The 25554-nt window shown below is 52.5% G+C and carries 23 protein-coding genes; 22 read left to right on the top strand and 1 reads right to left on the bottom strand.

Annotated features, from left to right (window positions below; translation table 11 throughout):
* Nucleotides 1–91 precede the first annotated feature (91 nt).
* The 22 genes from rimP (at nucleotide 92) to M467_RS26310 (ending at nucleotide 25128) form a co-directional block, all read left to right on the top strand.
* Nucleotides 92–562 (top strand): ribosome maturation factor RimP, encoded by a 471-nt coding sequence (rimP, locus tag M467_RS26205; protein WP_021067156.1) that lies wholly within the window; start codon nucleotides 92–94, stop codon nucleotides 560–562.
* Nucleotides 563–574: 12 nt separating this feature from the next.
* A complete protein-coding gene (nusA, locus tag M467_RS26210) occupies nucleotides 575–1741 on the top strand; it encodes a transcription termination factor NusA (protein WP_021067157.1) in 1167 nt (388 codons plus the stop codon).
* Nucleotides 1738–2016, top strand: a complete 279-nt coding sequence (rnpM, locus tag M467_RS26215) for an RNase P modulator RnpM (RefSeq protein WP_165569410.1) — start codon at nucleotides 1738–1740, stop codon at nucleotides 2014–2016. Before nusA ends, rnpM begins: the two co-directional genes overlap by 4 nt.
* On the top strand, nucleotides 2013–2309 hold the full coding sequence (locus tag M467_RS26220) for a YlxQ family RNA-binding protein (protein WP_021067159.1): 297 nt from the start codon (nucleotides 2013–2015) through the stop codon (nucleotides 2307–2309). Before rnpM ends, M467_RS26220 begins: the two co-directional genes overlap by 4 nt.
* A 21-nt stretch (nucleotides 2310–2330) precedes the next feature.
* Nucleotides 2331–4565 carry a translation initiation factor IF-2 gene (infB, locus tag M467_RS26225; RefSeq protein ID WP_021067160.1) on the top strand — a complete coding sequence of 745 codons (2235 nt, stop codon included), beginning with the start codon at nucleotides 2331–2333 and terminating at the stop codon, nucleotides 4563–4565.
* An 18-nt stretch (nucleotides 4566–4583) separates the two neighbouring features.
* The gene (gene rbfA / locus M467_RS26230; protein WP_021067161.1) at nucleotides 4584–4934 is read left to right on the top strand and encodes a 30S ribosome-binding factor RbfA; all 351 of its coding nucleotides are present in this window, start codon (nucleotides 4584–4586) and stop codon (nucleotides 4932–4934) included.
* A 48-nt stretch (nucleotides 4935–4982) separates the two neighbouring features.
* Complete coding sequence (gene truB, locus M467_RS26235) at nucleotides 4983–5891, top strand: tRNA pseudouridine(55) synthase TruB (protein ID WP_021067162.1); 909 nt, start codon at nucleotides 4983–4985, stop codon at nucleotides 5889–5891.
* 15 nt (nucleotides 5892–5906) lie between these two features.
* Nucleotides 5907–6833: a bifunctional riboflavin kinase/FAD synthetase gene (locus M467_RS26240; RefSeq protein ID WP_021067163.1), complete on the top strand. Its 927-nt coding sequence runs from the start codon at nucleotides 5907–5909 to the stop codon at nucleotides 6831–6833.
* Between the two features lie 124 nt (nucleotides 6834–6957).
* Nucleotides 6958–7227, top strand: coding sequence for a 30S ribosomal protein S15 (rpsO, locus tag M467_RS26245; RefSeq protein WP_015881433.1), 270 nt, complete (start codon nucleotides 6958–6960; stop codon nucleotides 7225–7227).
* Between the two features lie 132 nt (nucleotides 7228–7359).
* Nucleotides 7360–9576 (top strand): polyribonucleotide nucleotidyltransferase, encoded by a 2217-nt coding sequence (gene pnp, locus M467_RS26250; protein WP_021067164.1) that lies wholly within the window; start codon nucleotides 7360–7362, stop codon nucleotides 9574–9576.
* Between the two features lie 50 nt (nucleotides 9577–9626).
* Nucleotides 9627–10844, top strand: coding sequence for a M16 family metallopeptidase (locus M467_RS26255; protein WP_021067165.1), 1218 nt, complete (start codon nucleotides 9627–9629; stop codon nucleotides 10842–10844).
* 83 nt (nucleotides 10845–10927) lie between these two features.
* Nucleotides 10928–12388 carry a UDP-N-acetylmuramoyl-L-alanyl-D-glutamate--2,6-diaminopimelate ligase gene (locus M467_RS26260; RefSeq protein WP_031200186.1) on the top strand — a complete coding sequence of 487 codons (1461 nt, stop codon included), beginning with the start codon at nucleotides 10928–10930 and terminating at the stop codon, nucleotides 12386–12388.
* 3 nt (nucleotides 12389–12391) lie between these two features.
* Nucleotides 12392–13645 carry a lipid II:glycine glycyltransferase FemX gene (locus M467_RS26265; protein ID WP_021067167.1) on the top strand — a complete coding sequence of 418 codons (1254 nt, stop codon included), beginning with the start codon at nucleotides 12392–12394 and terminating at the stop codon, nucleotides 13643–13645.
* On the top strand, nucleotides 13642–14295 hold the full coding sequence (locus tag M467_RS26270) for a M15 family metallopeptidase (protein WP_021067168.1): 654 nt from the start codon (nucleotides 13642–13644) through the stop codon (nucleotides 14293–14295). Before M467_RS26265 ends, M467_RS26270 begins: the two co-directional genes overlap by 4 nt.
* 95 nt (nucleotides 14296–14390) lie before the next feature.
* Nucleotides 14391–16058: a ribonuclease J gene (locus M467_RS26275; RefSeq protein ID WP_021067169.1), complete on the top strand. Its 1668-nt coding sequence runs from the start codon at nucleotides 14391–14393 to the stop codon at nucleotides 16056–16058.
* A gap of 62 nt (nucleotides 16059–16120) precedes the next feature.
* Nucleotides 16121–18298 carry a DNA translocase FtsK gene (locus tag M467_RS26280; RefSeq protein WP_021067170.1) on the top strand — a complete coding sequence of 726 codons (2178 nt, stop codon included), beginning with the start codon at nucleotides 16121–16123 and terminating at the stop codon, nucleotides 18296–18298.
* A 401-nt stretch (nucleotides 18299–18699) separates the two neighbouring features.
* Nucleotides 18700–19419, top strand: a complete 720-nt coding sequence (locus tag M467_RS26285) for a GntR family transcriptional regulator (RefSeq protein WP_021067171.1) — start codon at nucleotides 18700–18702, stop codon at nucleotides 19417–19419.
* Nucleotides 19420–19547: 128 nt separating this feature from the next.
* A complete protein-coding gene (locus M467_RS26290) occupies nucleotides 19548–20633 on the top strand; it encodes a BMP family lipoprotein (RefSeq protein ID WP_021067172.1) in 1086 nt (361 codons plus the stop codon).
* A gap of 62 nt (nucleotides 20634–20695) precedes the next feature.
* Nucleotides 20696–22222 carry an ABC transporter ATP-binding protein gene (locus tag M467_RS26295; RefSeq protein ID WP_021067173.1) on the top strand — a complete coding sequence of 509 codons (1527 nt, stop codon included), beginning with the start codon at nucleotides 20696–20698 and terminating at the stop codon, nucleotides 22220–22222.
* Nucleotides 22219–23283, top strand: coding sequence for an ABC transporter permease (locus M467_RS26300; RefSeq protein WP_021067174.1), 1065 nt, complete (start codon nucleotides 22219–22221; stop codon nucleotides 23281–23283). The genes M467_RS26295 and M467_RS26300 overlap by 4 nt, the downstream gene beginning before the upstream one ends.
* Complete coding sequence (locus M467_RS26305; protein WP_021067175.1) at nucleotides 23280–24239, top strand: ABC transporter permease; 960 nt, start codon at nucleotides 23280–23282, stop codon at nucleotides 24237–24239. The genes M467_RS26300 and M467_RS26305 overlap by 4 nt, the downstream gene beginning before the upstream one ends.
* Before the next feature lie 82 nt (nucleotides 24240–24321).
* Entirely contained in the window at nucleotides 24322–25128 is an 807-nt protein-coding gene (locus M467_RS26310; protein ID WP_031200188.1) for a thermonuclease family protein, read from the top strand.
* A 38-nt stretch (nucleotides 25129–25166) separates the two neighbouring features.
* Here M467_RS26310 and M467_RS26315 read toward each other — a convergent pair whose 3' ends face one another.
* A complete protein-coding gene (locus tag M467_RS26315; RefSeq protein ID WP_021067177.1) occupies nucleotides 25167–25415 on the bottom strand; it encodes a ferredoxin in 249 nt (82 codons plus the stop codon).
* Nucleotides 25416–25554: the final 139 nt, after the last annotated feature.

The following is a 25554-nucleotide window of genomic DNA, read 5'->3' on the forward strand; positions in this document are numbered from 1 at the left end:
ATTGGTATCGAACAATGTTGGATACTACGACGGAAAGGAGTAGGGAACCCTACTCCTTTCTTGTATGTAAAAGCCAGAAGGAGGGATGAGAGTGTCCAAAATAACAGAAGTCGTCGAAGCGATCGCGTTGCCGATCGTGGAGCGTGAGAACATGGAATTGGTCGATGTCGAATTCGTGAAAGAAGGGCCAGACTGGTTCTTGCGCGTCTATATCGACAAGCCGGGGGGCGTCGATTTAGATGATTGCGTCAACATCAACGAACAACTCTCGGAAAAACTAAACGATAGCGATCCGATCGAACAAGCCTATTATCTTGACGTCTCGAGTCCCGGTGCCGAACGACCGCTGAAGAAGCCGACCGACTTTGAACGCGCGATTGGAAAGAACGTCTATATCAAGACGTTTGCCCCGATTGAAGGTGCCAAAGAGTTCGAAGGGATTTTGACGGAATATGACGGCGAGACCGCCATCGTCGAGACACGCATCAAGACAAGAAAAAAAGCGATATCGCTACCGGTAGACAAAATTGCACAAGCCCGCCTAGCGGTCACGTTTAGTTAAGGAGAGGTAAAGATGGGGCCACAATTACTCACAACAATCGAACAGATTGCTAACGAAAAAGGAATCGAGAAGGAGATTATCATCGATGCACTTGAGCAGGCGCTCATTTCGGCATACCGCCGAAACGTCGCCAACCCGAATGAAAACGTAAAAGTTGAATTCGACCAAGTGACCGGTGATATTCGTGTCTTCGCACTTCTCGAAGTCGTTGAACGTCTCTCGCATCCCGAGCAACAATTGTCGCTCGAAGAAGCGCATGAGATTGACCCGAACTATGAGTTAGGGGACTTCCATAAAGAAGAAGTCACACCGAGCGACTTCGGTCGCGTCGCGGCGATGACAGCCAAACAAGTCGTCACGCAAAAGATGCGGGAAGCCGAGCGCGAGCGCATCTATAACCACTTCGTCGATAAAGAAGACGAGATCATGACGGGGATTGTGGAACGGTTCGACCCACGCAACTTGTATATCGGTCTTGAAAACAATATCGAAGCGGTGCTCACACCGAACGAGCAGATGCCAAATGAATCGTACCAGATTCATGACCGCATCAAGGTGTATGTCACAAAAGTCGATTCGACGACGAAAGGGTCTGGCGCAGCCATTCAAGTCTCGCGGACGCATCCAGGTCTGTTGCGTCGTCTGTTCGAGCTCGAAGTGCCAGAAATCGCGAGCGGAACGGTCGACGTCATGTCGGTCTCACGCGAAGCGGGTGATCGCTCGAAGATTGCTGTTCATTCAGACATCGTCGATCCAGTCGGCGCTTGTGTCGGTCCGAAAGGGCAACGTGTCCAAACAATCGTCGATGAGCTCAACGGTGAGAAAATCGATATCGTTCGTTGGTCGAACGACCCGAAAGAGTTCGTGAAAAACGCACTCAGCCCGGCTCAAGTCGTTGACGTGTACGTCAATGAACCGAATAAATCGACGACGGTCGTCGTGCCAGACTATCAATTGTCACTCGCCATCGGGAAACGCGGTCAAAACGCCCGTCTTGCCGCTAAGTTGACGGGATGGAAAATTGATATTAAGAGTGAGACCGATGCAGAAGGCATGGACTTGTATGATACGTACGCCGAAAAAGTTGAACCGGAGCCAGAAATTGTTCACAATAAAGTGGAACAGACTGACTCGGTTGACGTCGCCCTCGAGCCGACAACGGTGAAAGAAGAGGAATGACCATGAAGCAAAAGAAACTTCCTTTGCGCAAATGTGTGGTCACGCAAGAAATGTTACCGAAACAAGCGTTGATTCGTGTCGTTCGGACGCCGGAAGGTGACGTCGTCATCGATACGTCCGGTAAATTGAACGGACGTGGAGCGTATTTGTCGAAAGATGCGGATGTGATTCGTTTAGCAGAGAAAAAACGGACACTCGATCATCATTTAAAAGTCAAGACGAGTGACGCGCTTTATGAGCAGCTGCTTCAAGCTGTCACAGGAGCCGAATCATGAGTCAGTGGGAATCATTGTTAGGCCTTGCCGCACGTGCGAGGAAAGTAACGATGGGAGAAGAGTTTGTGTTGAAGGATGTGCGAGCTGGCCGAGCCAAGCTTGTCATCCTTGCCGGAGATGCAGGAGCGTCTACGAGAAAACGGGTTACCGACAAGTGTACATCGTATGGTGTTCCATTGATTGAAGTGAGCGACCGATATACGATCGGGGCTGCTTTAGGTAAAGACATGCGAGTCGTCGTGTCTGTGACAGAATCCGGATTTGCGAACAAGCTTAAGCAACTTCTCTCTTAACTATTAACGGAGGTGGATGCTTTGGGAAAACGCGTCTATGAATTTGCAAAAGAACAGAATGTAACAAGTAAACAAGTCATTACTCAGCTCGAGAAAATGAACAAGCCAGTGAAAAACCACATGGCTGTCTTAGATGAGGAGTCGGTCAAGCAACTCGACCGTGTCTTCAATCCTGAGAAATACCGTTCGGCTGACAAGCAAGAAAAGCCAGCTGCAACGAAACCAGCTGAAACGAAGTCTGCCGAGTCAAAACCGGCTGACGCGAAACCTGCTGCCAAGCAAGAAGCACCGAAAGCACGCCCACAAGCGTCTGGCGGTCAAAGCAACCAAGCGGGCAACCGTGGTGGCAACCGTTTCGGCAACAACCGCAACGACAACCGCAACAAAAAGCGCGGTGGTAAATTCAAAGGCAAGCCTGCGAAAGCAGCCGTGCCATTAGAAGCGGATCCAAATTCGAAAACGAGTCAGCGTAAAGCAGCTCGTTTAGCGCAAGAGTCTGAAATGGGCAACGTCATCAAGTACGATGATGTCCTCAGCGTATCGGACCTCGCTGCGAAGATGGATAAAAAGCCAAACGAGATCATCATGAAGTTGATGGGTCTTGGTGTCATGGCGACAATCAACCAAACACTTGATGACGAGACGATTGAGTTGCTTGCAACTGAATTCGGTTATGAAGTGGAGAAAGAAGTACTCATCGATGAGACGGACTTTGAAGAAGTAGAAATCGACTTCTCTGAGTATGAACTTGTTGAGCGTCCAGCTGTCGTCACAATCATGGGTCACGTCGACCACGGTAAGACAACACTTCTTGACTCGATCCGCAACACGAAAGTCGTTGCTGGTGAAGCCGGCGGAATCACGCAGCACATCGGTGCTTATCAAGTTGAAGTCAACGATAAAAAGATCACGTTCCTCGATACACCAGGTCACGCCGCCTTTACGACGATGCGTGCTCGTGGAGCCGAAGTGACGGATATCGCGATTATCGTTGTCGCAGCGGATGACGGCGTCATGCCACAGACAGAAGAAGCCATCTCACATGCGAAAGCGGCAAACGTGCCGATTATCGTCGCTGTGAACAAAATGGATAAAGAAGGCGCAAACCCTGACCGCGTCAAACAAGAATTGACAGAGTTCGGTCTTGTACCGGAAGAGTGGGGCGGCGAAACGATTTTCGTACCGATCTCAGCTTTGAAGGACGAAGGAATCGATGAGTTGCTCGAGATGATCTTGCTCGTTTCTGAAGTCGAAGAGTACAAGTCGACGCCTAAAATGCCAGCTCGCGGTTCGGTCATCGAAGCGAAGCTCGACAAAGGCCGCGGTCCTGTCGCCACGCTTCTCGTTCAACACGGGACACTCCGGATCGGTGACTCAATCGTCGTCGGTAGCACGTTCGGACGCGTCCGGGCCATGGTCAACGATATCGGTCGTCGTGTGAAAGAAGTGGGTCCATCGACACCAATCGAAATTACAGGATTGAACGATGTCCCACAAGCCGGGGACCAGTTCATCGTGTTTGAAGATGAGAAGAAAGCACGTGCAATCGGAGAAAAACGTTACCAACGTTACCTCGAATCACAGCGTCGCGAATCGGCTAAAGTTAGTCTTGATGACTTGTTCAGCCGCATTCAAGAAGGCGAAGTCAAAGATTTGAACGTCATCATCAAAGCAGACGTTCAAGGTTCGGCTGAAGCACTCGCTGGTTCACTCCGTAAAATCGACGTCGCAGGCGTTAAAATCAACATCGTCCACCAAGGTGTCGGTGCAATCACAGAAGGTGACGTCATTCTCGCTTCGGCGGCAAATGCGATCATCATCGGATTCAACGTTCGCCCAGATGGTAACGCCCGGTCGATGGCCGAGCAAGAGCATGTTGAAATGCGTCTGCACCGCATCATCTATAACGCAATCGACGAAATCGAAAGCGCGATGAAAGGGATGCTCGACCCTGAGTTCGTTGAAGAAATCACAGGACAAGTTGAAGTCCGTGACGTCTTTAAAGTCTCGAAAGTCGGTACGATTGCCGGCTGTTACGTCACAGAAGGTAAAATCTCACGCGACGCCGGCGTCCGCATCATCCGTAACGGGATTGTTGTGTACGAAGGAAAACTCGATACGCTTCGCCGTTTCAAAGACGACGTCAAAGAAGTCGCGACAGGTTACGAGTGTGGGATTAAAGTAGAGAAGTTCGACGACATCAAAGTGGAGGACGTTATTGAAGCGTTCATCATGAAAGAAGTCGAACGTAAATAAAGCGAGGAGGGAACACGTATGAACATTCGTGCCCAACGCGTCGCAGAGCAGATGCGTAAAGAGATTACAGATATCTTGCTCCGTGAAGTCAACGACCCACGTACGAAGAACGCTACAATCACGAGCGTTGATGTGACGGGAGACTTGCAGCAAGCGACAGCCTACTACACGGTGCTCGGAGACGACGCCACGGTGAAGGCTGAAACGCAAGCTGGTCTTGATAAGGCGAGCGCATTTATTCGCCGCGAGATCGGGAGCCGCATCCGTCTTCGGAAAACGCCAGAATTGTCGTTCGAATACGATTCATCGGTCGCATATGGTAGCCATATCGATTCATTGATTCGTGACTTAAATCGGAACGACCAATAAATTGAAGGGGGGACTCGCGTCTCCCCTTTTTTGATGGGAGGAATTCAGATGGAACCAACTGGCGTATTGATTTTAGATAAAGACAGCGGCATGACGAGCCACGACTGTGTGTTCAAGCTCCGTAAATTGTTCCAAACGAAAAAAGTCGGACATACCGGCACGCTGGACCCGGAAGTGACCGGTGTCCTACCGATTTGCCTCGGACGGGCGACAAAGCTGTCTCGTTTTCTGACCGATGAAGGCAAACGGTACGCCGCCGAGATTACAATCGGAACAGCGACGATGACGGAGGACGCCCATGGCGAGGTCGTCGAGACGCGTGAAGTCGGTCCCGAGGCGTTCACCGCTGCGGACATCGATCGTGTCCTTGAGAAGCTGACAGGAAAAATCGAGCAAATCCCGCCTTACTTCTCTGCTGTCAAAGTGAACGGTAAGAAATTGTACGAATACGCCCGAAAAGGTCAGACGGTGGACCGACCGCGCCGCATTGTCGAGATTCATCGCCTCGTCCGGACGAATGAGCCGGTCGTCGAAGACGGTGTCTGCCGTTTCCGTGTCGACGTCGAGTGTGGCAAAGGGACGTTCATCCGGACGCTCGCCGTTCAAATCGGGGAGCAGCTCGGCTATCCGGCCCATATGAGCGACTTGCGGCGGACCCGGTCTGGTTCGTTTGAGGAAACGGCCGCCGTCACGTTGCAGCAACTGGGCGACCTCGAGACGGTCGAGGAACGAATGAACCACCTCATCCCGCTCGAAGAGGTCATCAAACGTTGGCCGGCCATGACGATTCCAGCCAATCGAGAACGGTATATTCGAAACGGAGGTCGTTTGAACGACGTCTCGCTCGAATTTGAACTGTTTACTGTCTATAATGAAGAAGGAATTCCACTTGCCCTCTATCGACGGCTTGACGGAACAACAGACGCAACTGTCGAGGTCATGTTGACTATCGACTAAAGGGGAGATTGAAGTATGGAAACGATCCATCTGACGTATCCTGAGACACCAGACCTGGTCCCTTCGGTCATGGTGCTCGGATTTTTTGACGGCGTCCACACCGGACATCAGGCCGTGATTCGGCATGCGCAGGCGCAAGCAAAACAGCTTGACGTGCCCGTGACCGTCATCACGTTCGACCCGCACCCGAAACAAGTGTTATCGAACAAACCGGATGCGGTCCGTTACATCACACCGCTCCAGCGGAAATTGAACCGGATTGCCGCACTCGGTGTCGAACGGTGCATCGTCATCACGTTCACGAAAGAGTTGGCGAGCCTGTCGCCACAACAGTTCGTGGATGACTATTTGATTGGTGCCGGTGCGGTCCATGTGACGGCAGGTTTTGACTACTCGTACGGTAAATTCGGCGAGGGGACGATGGAAACGCTGCCGTATCATGCGCGCGGTCGCTTCACGACCTCGGTCGTCGCCGAACAGACGAGCGGCGGCGAAAAAGTGTCGTCGACGCGGATTCGTCAGTTGCTCGGTGCCGGTGATGTCGATGTGGCGAGCGAATTGCTCGGTACGCCGTACGTTATCTGCGGGGAAGTCATCCACGGTGACGCCCGAGGCCGGACGATCGGCTACCCGACGGCGAACGTCGTCATGGACGCATCGTATGTCATGCCGCGTCTAGGCGTCTACGCGACGCGTGTACGGCTTCAGGACGGTCGGACGTTCGACGCGATGACGAACGTCGGTCGGCGGCCGACGTTCTATGCGACCGGTGACGTCTCAATCGAGAGCCACTTGTTCGACTTCTCGGAAGATTTATACGGACAATTGATCGAAATCGAATGGATGCACTATTTACGGGACGAGCGGGCGTTCGACGGACTCGACTCGCTCATCGCCCAACTCAAGCAAGATGAGACGGCAGCTCGGGCAATCCTGTCTTGACTTTGGATGGGTGGTACGGTATCCTATTTTGGTACGCAAAGTACACCGCTTCGCTTGGCTGATCGATTCACCAACGTCGGCTCGGCAACGCGGCAATTTTCTATTAAATGGAGGTGGAGAGGCAATGGCACTCTCAAAAGAACGTAAGAACGAAATCATCGCGGAATACGCGACAAAACAAGGTGACACTGGTTCACCGGAAGTTCAAGTTGCAGTATTGACTGAACAAATCAACACTTTAAACGATCATCTTCGTACACACAAGAAAGACCACCACTCACGTCGCGGTCTTTTGAAAATGGTTGGACGTCGCCGTAACTTGCTTACGTACCTTCGTAACAAGGACGTTACACGTTACCGTGAATTGATTCAACGCCTTGGTCTCCGTCGTTAATCCGAACGGACCATGTGACGGGCTGGGACACTTGTTCCTAGTCCGTTTCTTCTTTTTTAGGAGGAAAATCATTAGACATTCATATGAATGAGTTACATAATAAACTAGATAAGGTTTGAGAGGAGAATGTTCATGTTAGGTACGAAACAAGTATTTTCTACAGAATGGGGCGGGCGTCCGCTGTCTGTAGAAGTCGGGCAACTTGCGAAACAAGCAAACGGCTCGGCACTCGTCCGTTATGGGGACACGGTCGTGCTCGCCACGGTCACAGCATCGAAAGCGCCGAAGGATTTAGATTTCTTCCCGCTCACGGTCAACTATGAAGAAAAATTATACTCGGTCGGTAAAATTCCTGGAGGTTTCCTCCGTCGGGAAGGTCGTCCTGGGGAGAACGCGATTTTGACATCGCGCCTCATCGACCGTCCGATCCGTCCGCTTTTCCCGGATGGCTTCCGTCATGATATCCAAGTGATGATTTACGTCATGTCGAACGACCCGGACTGCCCAGCTGAGATGGCCGGTATGCTCGGAACGTCAATCGCACTCTCGATTTCAGACATCCCGTTTGATGGCCCGATCGCCGGTGCGACAGTCGGACGCGTCAACGGTGAGTTCGTCGTCAACCCGACGACGGCTCAGCTCGAACAGACAGACCTCGAACTCCAAGTCGCCGGAACGGCAACTGCAATCAACATGGTTGAAGCAGGCGCCAACGAAGTACCGGAAGACGTCATGCTCGAGTCAATCTTGTTCGGTCATGAAGAAATCAAGAAATTGGTCGCTTTCCAAACGGAAATCGTCGAAGCTGTTGGAAAACCGAAGTTCGAATACACGGTATCGAAATTTGATGACGCCTTGACGGCTGAGCTCGAAGCAGCTCGTCCAGAAATCAACGCTGCGGTTCAAGTCGAAGAGAAGCATGCGCGTGATGCAGCAATCAACGAAGTGATTGCCAAGTACGTCGCCATCTACGAAGAGCGCCTTGTCGACGAGCCGGCCAAGTTGAAAGAAGTGTCTGGCATCTTGAATAAATTTGTCAAAGATGAAGTTCGCCGTCTCATCACGGTCGATAAAGTTCGTCCGGACGGTCGTCGCCCGGAAGTCATCCGTCCACTTGCGTCGGAAACGGGCTTATTGCCACGCGCCCATGGCGTTGGGTTGTTCACACGTGGACAAACACAAGTCATGTCGGTGGCGACACTCGGCGTCATCGGAGATGCTCAAATCATCGACGGCATCGGTCTCGAAGAGAACAAGCGCTTCATGCACCATTACAACTTCCCGCCGTTCTCGGTCGGAGAAGCTCGTCCGGTGCGTGCGCCAGGTCGTCGTGAAATTGGTCACGGTGCTCTCGGAGAACGTGCGTTGCTCCCGGTCATCCCGAAAGAAGCCGACTTCCCGTACACGATTCGTCTCGTCTCGGAAGTACTCGAGTCGAACGGTTCAAGTTCACAGGCGTCAATCTGTGGTTCGACACTCGCTCTCATGGATGCAGGGGTTCCAATCAAGGCACCGGTTGCCGGGATTGCGATGGGTCTCATCATGGAAGGCGAACATTACACGGTTCTCACGGACATCCAAGGACTCGAAGATCACCTCGGTGACATGGACTTCAAAGTCGCTGGAACGAAAGACGGGATCACGGCGCTCCAAATGGATATCAAAATCGCCGGAATCACGCGTGAGATTTTGGAAGAGGCACTCGAACAAGCACGTTCAGGCCGTCTCCACATCTTGAATCATATGCTTGAGACGCTCGACGCACCGCGTCCGCAGTTGTCGAAGTATGCACCGAAAATCGTGACGATGACGATCAATCCGGATAAGATCCGCGATGTGATTGGACCGGGCGGGAAGATGATTAACAGCATCATCGACCAAACGGGCGTCAAAATCGATATCGAGCAAGACGGAACGGTCTTCATCGCGTCGACCGATCAAGATGGCATCGATATGGCGATGGCCCTCATCGGCGACATCGTCCGTGAAGTCGTCGTCGGCGAAGAGTTCGATGCAACGGTCCGCCGCATCGAGAAGTTCGGCGCGTTCGTCGAATTGTTCAAAGGGAAAGACGCGCTCGTCCACGTCTCTGAGTTCAGCTTAGAGCGTGTCGCGAACGTGGAAGACGTCGTTAAACTCGGCGATACAATCAAAGTCCGTGTGACAGAGATTGACGACAAAGGCCGAGTCAATGCCTCACACAAAGTGCTCATCCTTGAAGGATTATCACCGGAAGAACGTGAAGCATACGAAGCAAAACGTAAAGCGCAGCGCGAAAGCCGTCCACCACGTGACAGCCGTCCGCCGCGTCGTGACGGAGACCGTCGTCCGCCACGCTCGACAAACTAATCATGATGGCCATCGTCTGGTGCGATGGCCTTTTTCATAGGAGTGATAACATGGAATGGATCACATTAGACAACGGCGTCCGCATCGTGATTGAACCGATGGCGGATGTCCGCAGCACGTCGACCGGTGTCTTTATCAAAGCCGGAACTCGGACCGAAGACATGACCGAGATTGGCATCAGCCACTTGATTGAACATATGTTATTTAAAGGAACGAAGACGCGAACGGCAAAAGAAATCGCGTCGTTCTTCGATGAGCTCGGAGGCAGCGTCAACGCGTTCACGTCGAAAGATCATACGTGCTATTACGTGAAGACGCTTGACGAGCACGCGGTCATCGCGTTCGATGCGCTCGCCGACATGCTGTTCGATTCGTTATTTGATGAGACGGAGCTCGAGAAAGAGAAGCGGGTCGTCTTAGAAGAGATTAAAATGTATGAGGACACACCGGAAGACCTCGTCCACGAGCTGCTCGCGAAAGCCGTCTATAAGGACGACATCCTTGCCGAACCGATTCTCGGGACGGAAGCGAGCGTCCTCGGACTATCGCGGGACCAACTGCTCCGTTACGTCGCTTCGACGTACACGGGCAATCGTGTCGTCGTTTCAATTGCCGGGCATGTGACCGATGAATTGATTGAGGCGGTCAAGACAAGGTTTGCCGACCTCCCATCAGGGGAATCTCCGAAAGAATCGACGACTCCGATTTTATACAGTGACGTGATGAAAAAACAGAAAGAGACAGAGCAAGCACACCTCTGTTGGAACTTTGAGGCGATTGCCGCCAAAGATGACCGTCTGCCGCATTTGGCCTTGATGAACAATGCCATCGGGGCCACGATGTCATCACGTCTTTTCCAGTCGATTCGAGAAGAAGAGGGGCTGGCATACTCGATTTACTCGTACTACACGACGTTCGATGACCACGGGACGTTCACCATCTATATCGGGACATCTCCGGATACGCTCGCCCAAGTCGAGACGATTATGACGCGCGAACTCGAGACGTTGATTGCGGACGGATTGTCCGACGAGGAAGTCGAGAAAGGCAAGCGCCAATTGAAAGGCTCGCTCGTCCTCGGGAATGAGAGTACGAGTGCCCGCATGAACCGAAACGGTCGAAACCTCGTCCTGCTCGACGATGTCGAGGACTTGAACGAGGTGCTCGATAAAATCGATCGCATCGATGTGCATGGTGTCAACGCCTTAATCAGAGAGGTGCTCAGCCACGCCCCTGCCAAATCTTATGTCCTTCCGTCCGAAGACTGACTTGAAACCGAATTGTAAGTTCTCTACACTGATTAAGAGGTATTCTTTACTTTGGACAGGAACAGGTGAAAGAAGGGAAAGACTTGAACTTAACGGATTTAGCTAAACACATTCAATTGATTAATCAACCAAACTTACAAGCCATCCCAGTGACCCATGTGACGACCGACTCGAGAGAAGTCGTCCCTGGGACGCTGTTCGTCGCCATCAAAGGCTATACGGTCGACGGCCATGACTATGCCGAATTGGCGGTCAGCAAAGGGGCCGTAGCCGTCGTCAGCGAGCGTCCGCTCTCGTTAAGCGTACCGAACTTAATCGTGCGCGACAGCACACGATCGGTCGGCCTCTTAGCGTCGGCGTTCTATCAGTATCCGTCTGAACAGATGCGTCTGTTCGGGATCACGGGGACGAACGGCAAGACGACGACAACGACGATTTTGCGCGACGTCCTCACCGAGCTCGGTCATAGCACCGGATTGATCGGCACGGTCGAGGTCCGCATCAACGATACGGTCGTCCCAAGTAAAAATACGACACCGCAAAGCTCGGAGCTACAACAGTTGCTCGCCCGGATGCACGCAGAAGGCGTGACCGATGTGATGATGGAAGTGTCATCGCACGGACTCGAACTCGGCCGTGTCATCGGGACGGACTTTGATATCGTCGGATTCACGAACTTGACGCACGACCATCTCGATTTCCACGGTACGTTCGAGAACTATGCGCGAGCGAAAGGCCTACTGTTCGCACAGCTCGGACAGATGGCGTCACGTCACAAGGTCGCCGTACTAAACGCAGACGACCCGTACAGCAAGCTGTATGAGACGATGACAGGGGCGCGAGTAATTACTTATGCGATTGACGCGATGGCAGACGTGACGGCATCAGATATCGTTCAGACGCTGTCAGAGACGAGCTTTTGCCTCAACTATCAAGGCGAACGCCATCCGTTGACGGTTCAATTCATCGGCCGCTTCAACGTGTATAACATCTTGCTCGCGACAGGTTGCCTGCTCGCGGCAGGCTATCGCTTGCCCGAAATCGTCCAGGCGCTCGAAGCGATCCATCCGGCCAAAGGGCGGATGCAACGCCTCGATGTGCCGGGCTATAACGTCTATGCGGATTACGCCCACACGCCCGACGGCATCGAGCAATGCTTGAAGTCGCTCGTCGGCGTGCCGAAAGAGAAGATTGTATTCTTAATCGGGACAGGCGGAAATCGTGACGTTACGAAGCGACCGACGATGGGAGAGATGGCCTCGAAGTATGCGGGAACGGTCGTCATCACGACGGACGATCCACGCTTTGAAGCCTACGACTCAATCACGAGCGGCATCGCTGCCGGGATGACCCACGACAATTTCGTTGAGATCGGGGACCGCGAAGAGGCGGTCCGCTACGCGGCCAAATTGGCCGAGTCCGATAACATCGTCGTCCTGGCCGGCAAAGGACATGAGAAATATCAAATCATTGGGAATGAGAAAATTCCGCTAGATGAAGAAGCGATCGTCCGAGCGACAATTTTGAAGACGGAGGAATCATGATTTATGGCAGTACAACCGATCACCTTGACAGAAAAAGAGCACGACGAGTTCGTCAAAACACATGACCGTGGGGATTTGCTTCAACTCTCAAGTTGGGCCAACGTCAAACGACAAAACGGCTGGTTCGCCGAGCGGATCGCCGTCGCGACCAATGGTGTGACGAGCGGGGTCGCGTTACTCTTGTTCAAACGCGTACCTAAACTCCCGTTCACGCTTTGCTACGCGCCGCGCGGTTTCGTCGTCGACTATGACGATGTGGCTTCGTTGACCGCGTTGACCGAAGAAGCGAAACGGGTCGCCAATGCGAATAAAGCGATTACCGTGAAAATCGATCCAAATATCGACCGAGACGAAGTGCCAGGCCTGTTGACGGAAATGGCTAGCCTCGGTTTTAACCATAAAGGATACGGCGGCGGGTTCGATTACGCCCAGCCTCGGTTCACGATGGAGACGGACTTGCGTCCGAGCGAGAAAGAGATTTTTGGCAAGTTCCATCATAAGTTCCGCTATAACGTGCGTTTGGCAGAACGAAAAGGAATCGTCTGCACGGAAGTCGGTCGCGATGGTCTCCAGACGTTCGCGGAGTTGATGAAAGTGACAGGCGAGCGGGACGGCTTTGCCATCCGCGGCCTTGATTACTTCGAGAACTTATACGATTGCCTGCAGCCAGGGGACGCGCGTCTGTTCTTGACGAAACTCGAACCGAAGCTCGCGCTCGACCAACAGATGGCCACGCTCGAAAAAGCCGAACGTGACCTCGGCAAGATTGAACGTTCCCTCGAGACGGAGACGGTGGAGAAGAAACGGACGAGTCTGTTGAACCGTCAAAAGCAGACGGGCGAACAGATTGAAAAGATTAAAGCTGCGTTGCCGGAACTGAATGAGTTGCACGACAAGTACCCGAACGGGCTCGTCTTATCGGGCGGTCTGTTGACGTTAGCCGGACGACGCTCGTATTACTTGTACGGCGCGTCTTCGAACGAGTTCCGTGACTTCATGCCGAACCACCTCATGCAATGGACGATGATGCAAGCGGCCAAGGCGAGCGGGGCCGAACGCTATGATTTCGGTGGCGTATCGGGCAGCACCGACGCCGATGATGAGTATGCGGGTCTGTATGCGTTCAAATCAGGTTGGGGTAGCGATATGATCGAGAAGGTCGGCGAGTTCGATCTCGTCTTGAATCGTCCGCTCTATTTCGCCCTTGAAACAGGATTACCGCTCGTCAAAGGACTCCGTAAACGGTTGCGCCGATGAAATGGACCGGCGTCTTGACGTTCGCGATGACGGCTTTTTTAGTCGGAATCTTTTTAGCGTATACGTTGTCACGTCCGGGGCCGATGCCATGGGTCGATGAACCGACGTTCGAGGCGGGGATGTGTGAGCGCAACTCGCGCTCGGAAGCGGTCATCGTCGAGCGTAGCGAGAAGGCGTTCGCCAAACTGCATCCGCACGTCCGGGAGCGGAGTGAATCGTTCGTACGGCTAGCCTATTCGTGCCTCGGTCTCGAGGTTCGCCTGACGTCAGGATACCGTTCAGCCGATGAACAGAACGCCCTGTACGCCCAAGGTCGTTCGAAACCAGGTCAAGTCGTGACGAACGCCAAAGCAGGTGAGAGCTACCATAACTATGGCCTTGCCGTCGACTTCGTCATCATTCACAACAACCGCGCCGACTATGATTTGGAGTCGGACCACAATCGGTCGGATGAACCGGATTGGCAAGAACTAGGGGAGCTCGGCAAGGCGCTCGGCTTCGAATGGGGCGGGGATTGGAGAAGTTTTCCGGATTACCCACACTTACAAATGGACTTCGGTTTGTCGATTCGTCAGCTCGCTTCCGGGAAACGTCCGGATGACAAAGCGACGATGCCGCTTGCCGATGTGATGAAACCTCTCGTCGATTGAACGGAAATGTTGGCATATCAGCAGTTTTCCGATACAATATTCAGTAGCGATAAGTGGACGAAACAGAATATGCAACATCTAGGAGGTTTTTGTTAGTGTCAAAGAAGAAGACAGAGAACGTTAGCGTCTTTGCGCTTGGAGGCGTAGGCGAAATCGGGAAGAACATGTACGTCGTGGAACTAGACGACGACATCTTCGTCATCGATGCCGGCCTTATGTTCCCAGGCGATGAGATGCTCGGGATTGATATCGTCATCCCGGACATTACGTATTTGAAAGAAAATAAAGATCGGGTACGCGCGATTTTCATCACACACGGTCACGAAGACCATATCGGTGGACTCAGCTACGTACTCCGTGATTTGAAACACGTTCCCGTATATGGGACGAAATTGACGCTCGGTTTAATCGAGCTCAAATTGAAAGAGGCTGGCTTATTGAAAGAAGTCGACCTCCGATTGATTGACGCCAAAACGAAATTGACTATCGCTGATCATTTCATCACTTTCTTCCGCGTCAACCACTCGATCCCGGATTGTGTCGGGGTCTGTATCCAAACGTCACAAGGCGCCATCGTTCACACGGGCGACTTCAAGTTTGACTACACACCGGTCGATGGGAAACAGTCAGACTTCAACAAGTTGGCGGCCATTGGCCAACGGGGCGTCCTTTGCCTCTTGTCGGATTCGACGAACGCGGAACGTCCGGGTCAAACCGGTTCGGAATCGCTCGTCGGCGCCGAGTTGAACGACGTCATCTATCAAGCCGAAGGCCGCGTCATCGTCGCGTCATTCGCCTCGAACGTGCACCGTCTGCAACAAGTGTTCGCGGCAGCCGAAGCGAACGACCGTAAAGTGGCCGTCGTCGGCCGCAGCATGGTCAATATCGTCGAAGTGGCACAGAAGCTGAACTACTTGCGCTTCAAGCCGAAGACGCTCGTCGAGCTTTCACAAGTGAATCGCTTGCCTGACAACAAAGTCGTCATCTTGACGACTGGTTCGCAAGGTGAGCCGATGGCGGCCTTGACGCGCATGGCGCGCAACGCCCATAAACAAGTGAACATCCGCCTGAACGATACGGTCGTCATCGCGGCGACGCCGATTCCGGGGAACGAGAAGTCGGTCTCGAAGACGATTGATTTGCTCTTCCGCTCAGGCGCCAACGTCATCTATAACCAACGCAAAGTACACGTCTCTGGACACGGTTCGGCCGAAGAGCTCAAGCTCATGTTGAACCTCGTCAAACCGAAGTACTTCCTCCCGATTCACGGGGAGTACCGGATGCAGATGGCCCACTCGAAACTCGCCGAGCAAGTCGGTGTGAAGTCGAACAACATCTTCATCGTTGAAAAAGGGGATGTCGTCGAGTTCACGGGCCGCAAAGCCCGGATGAGCCGCAAAGTGCCGGCTGGAAACGTCTTAATCGACGGAATCGGTGTCGGGGACGTCGGGAATATCGTGCTCCGTGACCGTCGTCTCTTGTCACAAGACGGTGTCGTTCTCTGTGTCGTCACGTTGAACCGGAAACAGAAGAAATTGATTTCAGGACCTGAACTCATCTCGCGTGGATTCGTCTATATGCGTGAATCGGAAGAGATGATTTCAGAAGCGAACCGCATCGTCACGAAACAGATTGAGAAGAGTCTCCAAGCTGGAAGTGATTGGACCGAGTTGAAATCAAATATCCGCGAACGGCTCAGCGTCTATTTGTACGAGCAGACGAAACGTCGTCCGATGATCTTGCCGATCATCATGGAGATTTAAAGAATTGAGATTAAGGCAAAAGTCATCAGACTTTTGCCTTGTTTTTTTAGGAGGAATCTAAGGTGGCACAAAAAACGAGAAAAACTCCGGTGAAGCGGAAGCGACCGACGACGAGACGTGCGAAAAAACAGCCCATCCCACTGCGTACATATGGCTGGATCGCCTTCGTCCTGTCGATTACGGCCTTCATCTTTTCCCTGTTCGATTTCGGATGGGTCGGCAATCAGACGTCACTTCTCGCGACGACGTTATTCGGGGGCTGGGGGGCATTGACGTATTTGGCAATCGCGTTCACGTTGCTCGTCTTCTTAAATGAGTTTCGCCCGATGCAACGGACCGGGATTCTATTGTTGTTCACGTCGTTTCTCATGTTCGGGGACTTGGTATGGGGGGCCGAACGAGGCGAGGTCAACGGGGCGCTCTATCGACTCAACCAATACTTGCTCTCTGACTTCGGGATCGTCTTTTTAGGCGCCCTCTGCATGATTGTCGGGATTTCCCTATTGTCGCCAACGATTTGGCGGACGATGGGTTCGCGGCTGCTTGAGACGGGCACGGCCATCAAACAAGAGTGGCACGACCGGGAACGGGTCAAACCGGCCCCTGTGAAGCGTCAGAAGGCTGTCCCGGCCCCGGCGAAGGTCGTGGAATCGACACCTGCCGAAGCGGAGCCTGAGGCGGATGCGGTGACGATGCATGATATCCCAATCGTCGGGTTCAGCGAGAAAGTCGTCGCCGAGAAGCGTCCGAAAACGGAGGAGGCGGCCCCGTCGGAAGAAGTGGCCGACCTGCCGACCGAGGATATGATGATGACGGCGTCACAGGATGTATCGGATACGTATGAGCTTCCGACGTTCACCATTCTCAGTGAACCGGTCGTGACCGATTTGTCCGGCGAGAATGCCCGCTTGAAAGCGAATGCGACAAAACTCGTCCAAACGCTCAAATCGTTCGGCGTCGGCGTGAAAGTATTGAAGATTCATCTCGGGCCCACCGTGACGAAATATGAACTGCAACCGGATATCGGGGTCAAAGTGAGCCGCATCACCTCGCTCAGTGACGATCTTGCCCTCGCGCTCGCGGCGAAAGATATCCGCATCGAGGCACCGATCCCGGGCAAAGCAGCCATCGGGATTGAAGTGCCGAACCAGGAAGTGGCCCCGGTCTGTCTCCGTGAAGTGCTCGAAGCCGATCCGGTCAAGCGGGAACAGTCGCCGCTCCTCGTCGCATTGGGCCGCAGCATCAGCGGTGAGACGGTGACGATCGCCTTGAACAAGATGCCGCATTTGCTCGTCGCCGGTTCGACTGGTTCGGGGAAATCGGTCTGCATCAACGGAATGATCGTGTCGCTCTTGATGCGGACGCGTCCTGATGAGGTCCGGCTCATGATGATTGACCCGAAAATGGTCGAGTTGAACGTCTATAACGGTGTCCCACACTTATTGACGCCGGTCGTGACGGATCCGAAGAAAGCGGCCCAAGCGCTCAAACAAGTCGTCGCCGAGATGGAGCGGCGCTATGAGCTGTTCAGCCGCTACGGAGTCCGGAACATCGAAGGCTATAACGAACTCGTCGATAAGTCGGATGACGAGGACGCGAAGCGTCTGCCGTTCATCGTCGTCATCGTCGATGAGCTCGCCGACTTGATGATGGTCGCCTCGAACGACGTCGAGGACGCGATTATGCGTCTCGCCCAGATGGCTCGGGCAGCCGGCATTCATATGGTACTTGCCACGCAGCGTCCATCGGTCGATGTCATCACCGGTGTCATCAAAGCGAACATCCCGTCACGGATCGCGTTCGCGGTCTCGTCGCAAACGGATTCCCGGACGATTCTTGACGGCGGCGGTGCGGAAAAGCTGCTCGGACGGGGTGACATGCTCATGCTCGCCAACGGGATGAACAAACCGATTCGTGTCCAAGGTGCGTTCGTCTCGGATCAAGAAGTCGAGACGGTCGTCAATCACGTCATCGCCCAACAACGGGCCCAGTATGTCGAGGCGATGATGCCGAAAGAAGAGGAAGTCACGACGATCGACTCGGACGATTCATTGTTCGAAGAAGTCGTTCAATTCATCTTGACGCAAGAGACGGCTTCCACTTCGATGATTCAACGAAGATTCCGCATCGGTTATAATCGAGCCGCCCGATTGATCGATTCGCTCGAACAGGCTGGATATGTCGGGCCGTCAGAAGGCTCAAAGCCGCGGAAAGTGCTCATTAACCAACCAGAGGGGTAAACATTAAAACGAACGATTAGGTGTAAAAAAACCTAATCGTTCGTTTTTTATATAATTTCAGATAATCCGGTTCAAACGTGACGATCGGGGTCGACGTCATGTTAGGACGAACTAATATAGCACATCTGACCTATTCGAGACATTAAGACATACTACTAAAATCGTTGAACCGCTTTCATTTTTTAATACCGTTTACATTTTACGTTTTCTTTTCAAACGGCTTCACAACAGGTAATATAGACTAAGAGGTATACATAATCCCTTCACTTTAAAATATTTCCCTGATTCCGAACAAAAAGTATTGCGTTCTAATTCTCGAATCCCTATACTTAATATTGGCAAGGACATTCATACGTCAGATGTCTGAGCACTGGTTAGAATAGGTAAAGGTGGTGAGGCCCATGTCGATCAAGCTCGATCATCGCTTGCTCTATCTTCGCGTGATTGAGAAAATCAAGCAAGATATCGACGATGGTGTCTATCGTGAAGGAGAGAAACTTCCTTCAGAGTTCGAGTTGTCGAAGCAACTAGGAGTCAGTCGAGCGACACTCCGGGAAGCCCTTCGTATCCTCGAAGACGAGAAATTTGTCGTGCGGAAACATGGCGTCGGAACATTTATCAGTTCAAAACCCCCGTTCACTTCAGGGATTGAAGAACTGTTCAGTGTCACGGACATGATCATGCGCGCCAAGATGACACCAGGAACGAAAGTATTGGTGGCCGAAAAGGTTCTAGCGACCGAGAGAGAAGCTGAGCGTCTGAAAATCGAACCGAACTCGCCGATTTATCGGATCGTGCGGATTCGTTATGCAGACGAGACACCGGTTGTATACTGTGTCGATAAAATTCCGGCCCACCTCGTCTCGAATCCTAAAGCGTTGACGGAAGGTAAGTCGTTGTTTGATGCGCTCGAACAAGAGGTAGGACGTCGGGTCGCTTATGCGATCACGCACATCGAACCGAGTGTGAACGCGGAAATCTCGACGCAACTTCAAACGGACCAACCGTTACTGGCATTAAAGCAATTGCATTACGATGAGAGCGACTTACCGCTGCTCGATTCGGCGAACTTTTTCCGAGCGGACCGCTTCGACTTCCACGTCGTTCGCAAACGCGTCTAAGCACGTTCGTTTTATCCGGAAACGGTTATTTTTGGGGAACAGCGTGAAAGCGCTTTCTTATACCGGTGTAAAGACTACTGATGACATGACAACCTTAATTGTTATGATCCGAAAGGGGAAACACGACGATGAACAAGAAAAAAACGATTCTCTCAGCTTTAGCAGCAGGTCTCACACTCTCAACAGTACTCGCAGCATGTGGCGGGGATGACAATGAAGGTGCTTCAAACGGCGAAGGCGGCGGCGAAGGCAGCGACTTCAAAGTAGCCATGGTAACCGATACTGGCGGTGTCGATGATAAATCGTTCAACCAATCAGCTTGGGAAGGTCTTACGAAGTTCGGGAAAGACAACAGCTTGACTGAGAACGAAGGCTTCAAATATCTTCAATCTTCAAAACAAGCGGATTATCAGCCTAACTTGCAACAATTGGCACGCGATAACTTCAACTTGATTTACGGAATCGGCTTCTTGATGGGCGAAGACATCCAAAAAGTTGCTGAGCAGTTCCCAGACAACAACTTCGCAATCGTCGACATGGTCGTTGATGCACCGAACGTCGCATCGATCACGTTCAAAGAGCAAGAAGGTTCGTTCCTCGTCGGTGTTGTCGCTGGTCTCACTACGAAAACTGACAAAGTTGGATTCGTCGGTGGCGTTGAGTCTGACTTGATCAAGAAGTTCGAGAACGGTTATAAAGCTGGCGTCATGGCCGTTAACCCGGATGCAACAATTGACGTGAAGTACGCTGAAGACTTCAACTCAGCTGAAAAAGGTACAGCAATCGCTTCAGGTATGTACGGAGCAGGTTCTGATATCGTGTATCACGCAGCAGGCGGTACTGGGGTAGGGGTATTCACAGAAGCGAAAAACCGTAAGAAGAACGGCGAAGATGTATGGGTCATCGGTGTTGACCGTGACCAATACGAAGAAGGTCTTCCAGAAAACGTAACGCTTACTTCAATGGTCAAACGTGTTGACACGGCTACTTACGAAGTATCGAAACTTGCAATGGAAGATAAATTCCCTGCAGGCGAAATCGTTGAGTTCTCTTTGAAAGACGATGGAGTAGGGATTGCTGAAACATCTGATGAGAACGTTGCAGCTGACGTCCTCACAAAAGTTGAAGAGTACCGCACACAGTTGATTGACGGAGACATCACGGCTCCAGCGACTGACGCTGAGTTCGAAGAGTTCATGAAAACAGTAAAATAATTCATTGAGTTAGGGGGGGACCCATGCGGTCTCCCTTTACTTAAAGTTAGGGGTGGACTTTCTTGGAATATGTAATTGAAATGCTCAATATTCGCAAAGAGTTCGGAACGTTCGTTGCCAACGACAATATCACCCTCCAATTGCGCAAAGGAGAGATTCATGCGTTGCTCGGCGAGAATGGTGCCGGAAAATCGACGCTCATGAACGTCCTGTTCGGTCTTTATCAGCCGGAAGGCGGGGAGATCCGCGTGCGTGGGGAGAAAGTGAACATTGAGAATCCGAACATCGCCAACGACCTTGGGATCGGTATGGTACACCAACACTTCATGCTCGTCGAGAAGTTCACGGTGACCGAGAACATCATCCTCGGCTCAGAACCGAAGAGTGGATTGACGGTCGACCGGGCCACGGCGCGTAAAAAAGTTATGGAGATCTCGGAACAATACGGTCTCCGCATTGATCCGGACGCTAAAATCGAGGACATCTCGGTCGGGATGCAACAACGTGTCGAAATTTTGAAGACGCTCTATCGCGGCGCTGAAATCTTGATTTTTGACGAGCCGACCGCTGTATTGACGCCACAAGAGATTCAAGAACTCATTCAAATCATGAAGCGTTTGATCGAAGAAGGTAAATCGATCATCTTGATCACGCATAAACTGAAAGAGATCATGCAAGTGGCCGACCGCTGTACGGTTATCCGTCGCGGACGTTATATCGGCACCGTCGATATCGATGAGACGGTCAATGAAGACCGTTTGGCTGAAATGATGGTCGGGCGTGAAGTTAACTTTGATGCGGAATATTCCAAGGCAGATCCACAGCAAGTCGTCCTCGACGTGCAAAAACTCGTCGTCAAAGACAGTCGCGGGCTTGAAGCCGTCGATGGCTTGGATTTACAGATTCGTTCAGGAGAGATTCTCGGAATCGCCGGGATTGATGGAAACGGACAGACCGAGTTGATTGAAGCCATCTCAGGCTTGAAGAAACCGGAGTCTGGAAAAGTATTGTTGAATGGGAAAGACGTGACTGGTTTCACGCCACGTAAAGTGACGGAATCTGGCGTCGGTCATATCCCGCAAGACCGTCATAAACACGGACTCGTCCTCGACTATTCGATTCGGGACAACATGGTCCTCCAAACGTATTACAAAGAGCCGTTCTCGAAGCGTGGTTTGATGAACTATAAAGCTGTGGCTGAAAAAGCGAAGGCGTTGATTGAGAAGTTTGACGTCCGAACTCCATCGGTCGATGTGCCAGCCCGTGCCTTATCAGGTGGTAACCAGCAGAAAGCGATTATCGCCCGTGAAGTCGACCGGTCACCTGACTTGTTGATTGCGGCCCAACCGACGCGTGGACTTGACGTCGGTGCAATCGAGTTCATTCATGAACAGCTCATCAAAGAACGTGAGAAAGGACGCGCCGTCCTCTTAATCTCGTTCGAACTCGAAGAGATTTTACACGTCGCGGACCGAGTCGCCGTCTTATATGAAGGTAAGATTGTCGGGATTCGTGATCCGAAAGAAACGACCGAGCAAGAACTCGGCTTCTTGATGGCCGGCGGTAAGAGAGGAGAAGAAACAGTATGAATAAGTTAGGATTCAATCGACTGCTCATCCCGCTCTTGTCGATTTTGATGGGACTTCTCGTTGGGGCAATCGTCATGCTGATTGGCGGTTATGACCCGATTCAAGGGTTCTCGTCATTGTTCGAAGGTATGGTCGGAAGCCCATATGCAATCGGAGAAACACTTCGTGCCGCAGCGCCGCTCATCTTCTCAGGTTTAGCGGTCGCGTTCGCGTTCCGGACCGGTCTCTTCAACATCGGGGTCGAAGGTCAAGTGTTAATCGGTTGGGTGGCAGCCGTTTACGTCGGAATCAACTTTGATTTACCGATGTTCATCCACCTCCCGCTCGCGCTTCTCGCGGCCATGTTTGCGGCAGCGCTTTGGGCGTTCGTGCCTGGTTTCTTGAAAGCCAAGTTCCACGTCCATGAAGTTATCACATCGATCATGATGAACTATATCGCCTTGTACACGACGAACGCGATCTTGCGTAGCGTCATCGGCGTAACGAACGAACGGACCGAGTCGATCAACGAGTCGGCGTCGCTCGCGTCGCCATGGCTTCAAGAAATGACGCAGTTCTCACGCTTACACTGGGGTGTCCTCATCGCTGTGCTCGCGGCGATCGTCTATTACTACATCTTGCAACGGACGACGCTCGGCTATGAGCTACGGGCCGTCGGTTTCAACAAACACGCGTCGCAATACGCGGGGATGAGTGTCAATCGCAACATCATCCTATCGTTCGTCATCTCGGGTATGTTCGCTGGACTCGCTGGAGCGATGGAAGGTCTTGGTACGTTCAACGGGATGACGCTCAGTGCCTCGTTCACTGGGGTCGGATTCGATGGGATTGCCGTCGCCCTTCTCGGTGCGAACACGGCCATCGGTGTCGTCTTGGCAGCCATTTTGTTCGCCGGACTCAATATCGGTGGACTCGCGATGCAGCTCGGCGCCAACATTCCGTCCGAGCTCGTCAAAGTCATCATCGCCGCCATCGTCATCTTCGTGGCGTCTGGTTATGCGTTCAACTACGTGATTGACAAATTCAAAGGAAATCGTAAGAAAGGAGTGGAGAAAAAATGAGCTTCTTAGAAGTCCTCTATATCGTCGTTCCGGTCGCGTTGGCCTATGCGACTCCACTCATCATCGCGGCGCTCGGCGGCATTTTCAGTGAACGTTCGGGTGTCGTCAACATCGCCTTGGAAGGCATCATGGTCATCGGTGCCGCCACGGGAATCATCACGACGCTCACGTTGACGGAGATGGGGCTTGGTGGTCTCAGTCCTTGGATCTCGCTCTTGGTCGCCATGGTCGTCGGCGCACTCTTCTCACTTTTCTTGGCAGTGCCGGCCATCCTTTGGCGTGCTGACCAAACGGTGCTCGGGGTCGCAATCAACATGCTTGCGATCGGTCTCGCCATCTTCGTCGTCCGTGTCCTCTACAACAAAGGACAGACCGATTTCATCGAGTTTCGGATTGCGAAAGAGAACGTGCCGATTTTATCGGATATCCCGGTGCTTCGTATGTTCTTCATCAACGTCCAGTACACGTCGTTCATCGCCATCGCGCTCGCGTTCGTCGTCTGGTTCGTCATCTTCAAGACGCCGTTCGGCCTTCGTCTCCGCTCGGTCGGGGAACACCCGATGGCAGCTGACACGATGGGAATCAACGTCACGAAAATGCGCTTCATGGGCGTCATGCTCTCAGGTGCGTTCGGCGGTCTCGCCGGTGCGGTCTACGCCGTCACGGTCACGACGAACTTCAGTGGGACGACGATTGTCGGTCAAGGCTTCTTGGCCATCGCCGCCATGATCTTCGGGAAGTGGAACCCGCTCGGCGCGCTCGGAGCCGGCCTCTTCTTCGGTTTCGCCCAAGCGTTGTCGATCATCGGCAGTAACTTGCCGGTCATCAGCAACGTGCCGCAAGTGTTGCTCTTGATTGCACCGTATGCGCTTACGATTCTTGCCCTCGCGGGTGTCGTCGGACGTGCGGATGCACCGAAATCAGTCGGTATCCCATATATTAAAGGGAAACGCTAATCACCAAAAGGACAAATGTCCATTTCACCAAGGTTGTTTGACGCTTAAGTCAAACAACCTTTTTTGTTATACTGGTGTAGAGGTGAGACAATTGAAAAAATGGTGGCAACTGCTGATTGCCGTCGTGCTGAGCATCTCGCTCGCAGGCTGCTCAGTCGATGACTGGTTCGCTGAACAAATCGACCCGCCGGAGTCGCTCGTCGAACTCGAGGCCGACTTTCCGTCGGCGTCGGTCACGCAACAAGTCGCACGGCCGCTCGGCAAGACTGAGACGGTCACGCTCGACCGCGTCATCGACGGGGATACGCTCAAAGTCGAGTTTGAGAACGGGGCGACGGAATCGATTCGCCTCTTGCTCGTCGATACGCCAGAGACGAGTCATCCGACGTTGCCGGTACAACCGTTCGGAGAAGATGCAAAATCATTCGTCGAGCGTTGGCTACCAGAAGGGGATACGATCACACTGGAGTATGACGTCGGGCGCTACGATCGCTATCAACGGACACTCGCCTACGTCTGGTACGATGATGCGATGCTGAACGAGGAATTGTTACGTCGCGGTCTGGCGCGCGTCGCCTATGTATACGCGCCGAACACGCAACACATCGATGCGTTCCGGGACGTCGAACAGGCCGCGCGTCAGGAATTGCTCGGGATTTGGAGTCTCGAGGATTATGTGACCGGCAAAGGGTTCGACCACGAGGCGACCGAGCCGGCCCAGCCGAAACGAGACACGGATGGATGTGACATTAAAGGGAATATCAATCGGGACGGAGAGAAGATTTATCACGTTCCGGGCGGGGCGAGCTATGAGCGCACGATCCCGGAAGAGATGTTCTGTACAGAGAAAGAGGCGCGGGAGGCCGGTTTCCGCAAAGCGACACGATAAAAAAAGACATGTGCGCCGAGATGGCACACATGTCTCGTTTATTCGTACTTGAGTGCGTCGCCGTCGAATGATTCGTCTGCGACTTTAATTGAGTCGGTCGGGCAGCCCTCGAAGGCGTCCATCAAGTCCTCATACAATTCATCCGGGACTTCAATCGTACCCGTGTTGTCGTCCATCAAGTTGAACGCGAGGCCTTCGTCATCATAGTCGAAGATGTCCGGGGCAGCTGCTCCGCAAGCACCACATGCGATACATGTATCTTTATCAACAATCGTAAATTTTGCCATTTGTAACCCTCCATACGTTTCGTCTCTCTGCATAGAAATGATTTTCTACTGACTATGAGTAATTGTAGTCTACATACCCAAATATTTCAATGAGGAAACGAATAACGTTTTGGAAGCATAATTTTAACAAGGAGGTGGA

Origin of the sequence: Exiguobacterium chiriqhucha RW-2 (genome assembly GCF_000416965.1) — a bacterium.
Lineage (GTDB): Bacteria > Bacillota > Bacilli > Exiguobacteriales > Exiguobacteriaceae > Exiguobacterium > Exiguobacterium chiriqhucha.

Excerpts from the sequence above, each read along its gene's own strand:
- nusA (WP_021067157.1), top strand. The coding sequence starts at position 575 with ATGGGGCCACAATTACTCACAACAATCGAACAGATTGCTAACGAAAAA.
- rnpM (WP_165569410.1), top strand. The coding sequence starts at position 1,738 with ATGACCATGAAGCAAAAGAAACTTCCTTTGCGCAAATGTGTGGTCACG.
- M467_RS26220 (WP_021067159.1), top strand. The coding sequence starts at position 2,013 with ATGAGTCAGTGGGAATCATTGTTAGGCCTTGCCGCACGTGCGAGGAAA.
- rbfA (WP_021067161.1), top strand. The coding sequence starts at position 4,584 with ATGAACATTCGTGCCCAACGCGTCGCAGAGCAGATGCGTAAAGAGATT.
- truB (WP_021067162.1), top strand. The coding sequence starts at position 4,983 with ATGGAACCAACTGGCGTATTGATTTTAGATAAAGACAGCGGCATGACG.
- M467_RS26240 (WP_021067163.1), top strand. The coding sequence starts at position 5,907 with ATGGAAACGATCCATCTGACGTATCCTGAGACACCAGACCTGGTCCCT.
- rpsO (WP_015881433.1), top strand. The coding sequence starts at position 6,958 with ATGGCACTCTCAAAAGAACGTAAGAACGAAATCATCGCGGAATACGCG.
- pnp (WP_021067164.1), top strand. The coding sequence starts at position 7,360 with ATGTTAGGTACGAAACAAGTATTTTCTACAGAATGGGGCGGGCGTCCG.
- M467_RS26255 (WP_021067165.1), top strand. The coding sequence starts at position 9,627 with ATGGAATGGATCACATTAGACAACGGCGTCCGCATCGTGATTGAACCG.
- M467_RS26265 (WP_021067167.1), top strand. The coding sequence starts at position 12,392 with ATGGCAGTACAACCGATCACCTTGACAGAAAAAGAGCACGACGAGTTC.
- M467_RS26270 (WP_021067168.1), top strand. The coding sequence starts at position 13,642 with ATGAAATGGACCGGCGTCTTGACGTTCGCGATGACGGCTTTTTTAGTC.
- M467_RS26285 (WP_021067171.1), top strand. The coding sequence starts at position 18,700 with ATGTCGATCAAGCTCGATCATCGCTTGCTCTATCTTCGCGTGATTGAG.
- M467_RS26290 (WP_021067172.1), top strand. The coding sequence starts at position 19,548 with ATGAACAAGAAAAAAACGATTCTCTCAGCTTTAGCAGCAGGTCTCACA.
- M467_RS26300 (WP_021067174.1), top strand. The coding sequence starts at position 22,219 with ATGAATAAGTTAGGATTCAATCGACTGCTCATCCCGCTCTTGTCGATT.
- M467_RS26305 (WP_021067175.1), top strand. The coding sequence starts at position 23,280 with ATGAGCTTCTTAGAAGTCCTCTATATCGTCGTTCCGGTCGCGTTGGCC.
- M467_RS26315 (WP_021067177.1), bottom strand. The coding sequence starts at position 25,415 with ATGGCAAAATTTACGATTGTTGATAAAGATACATGTATCGCATGTGGT.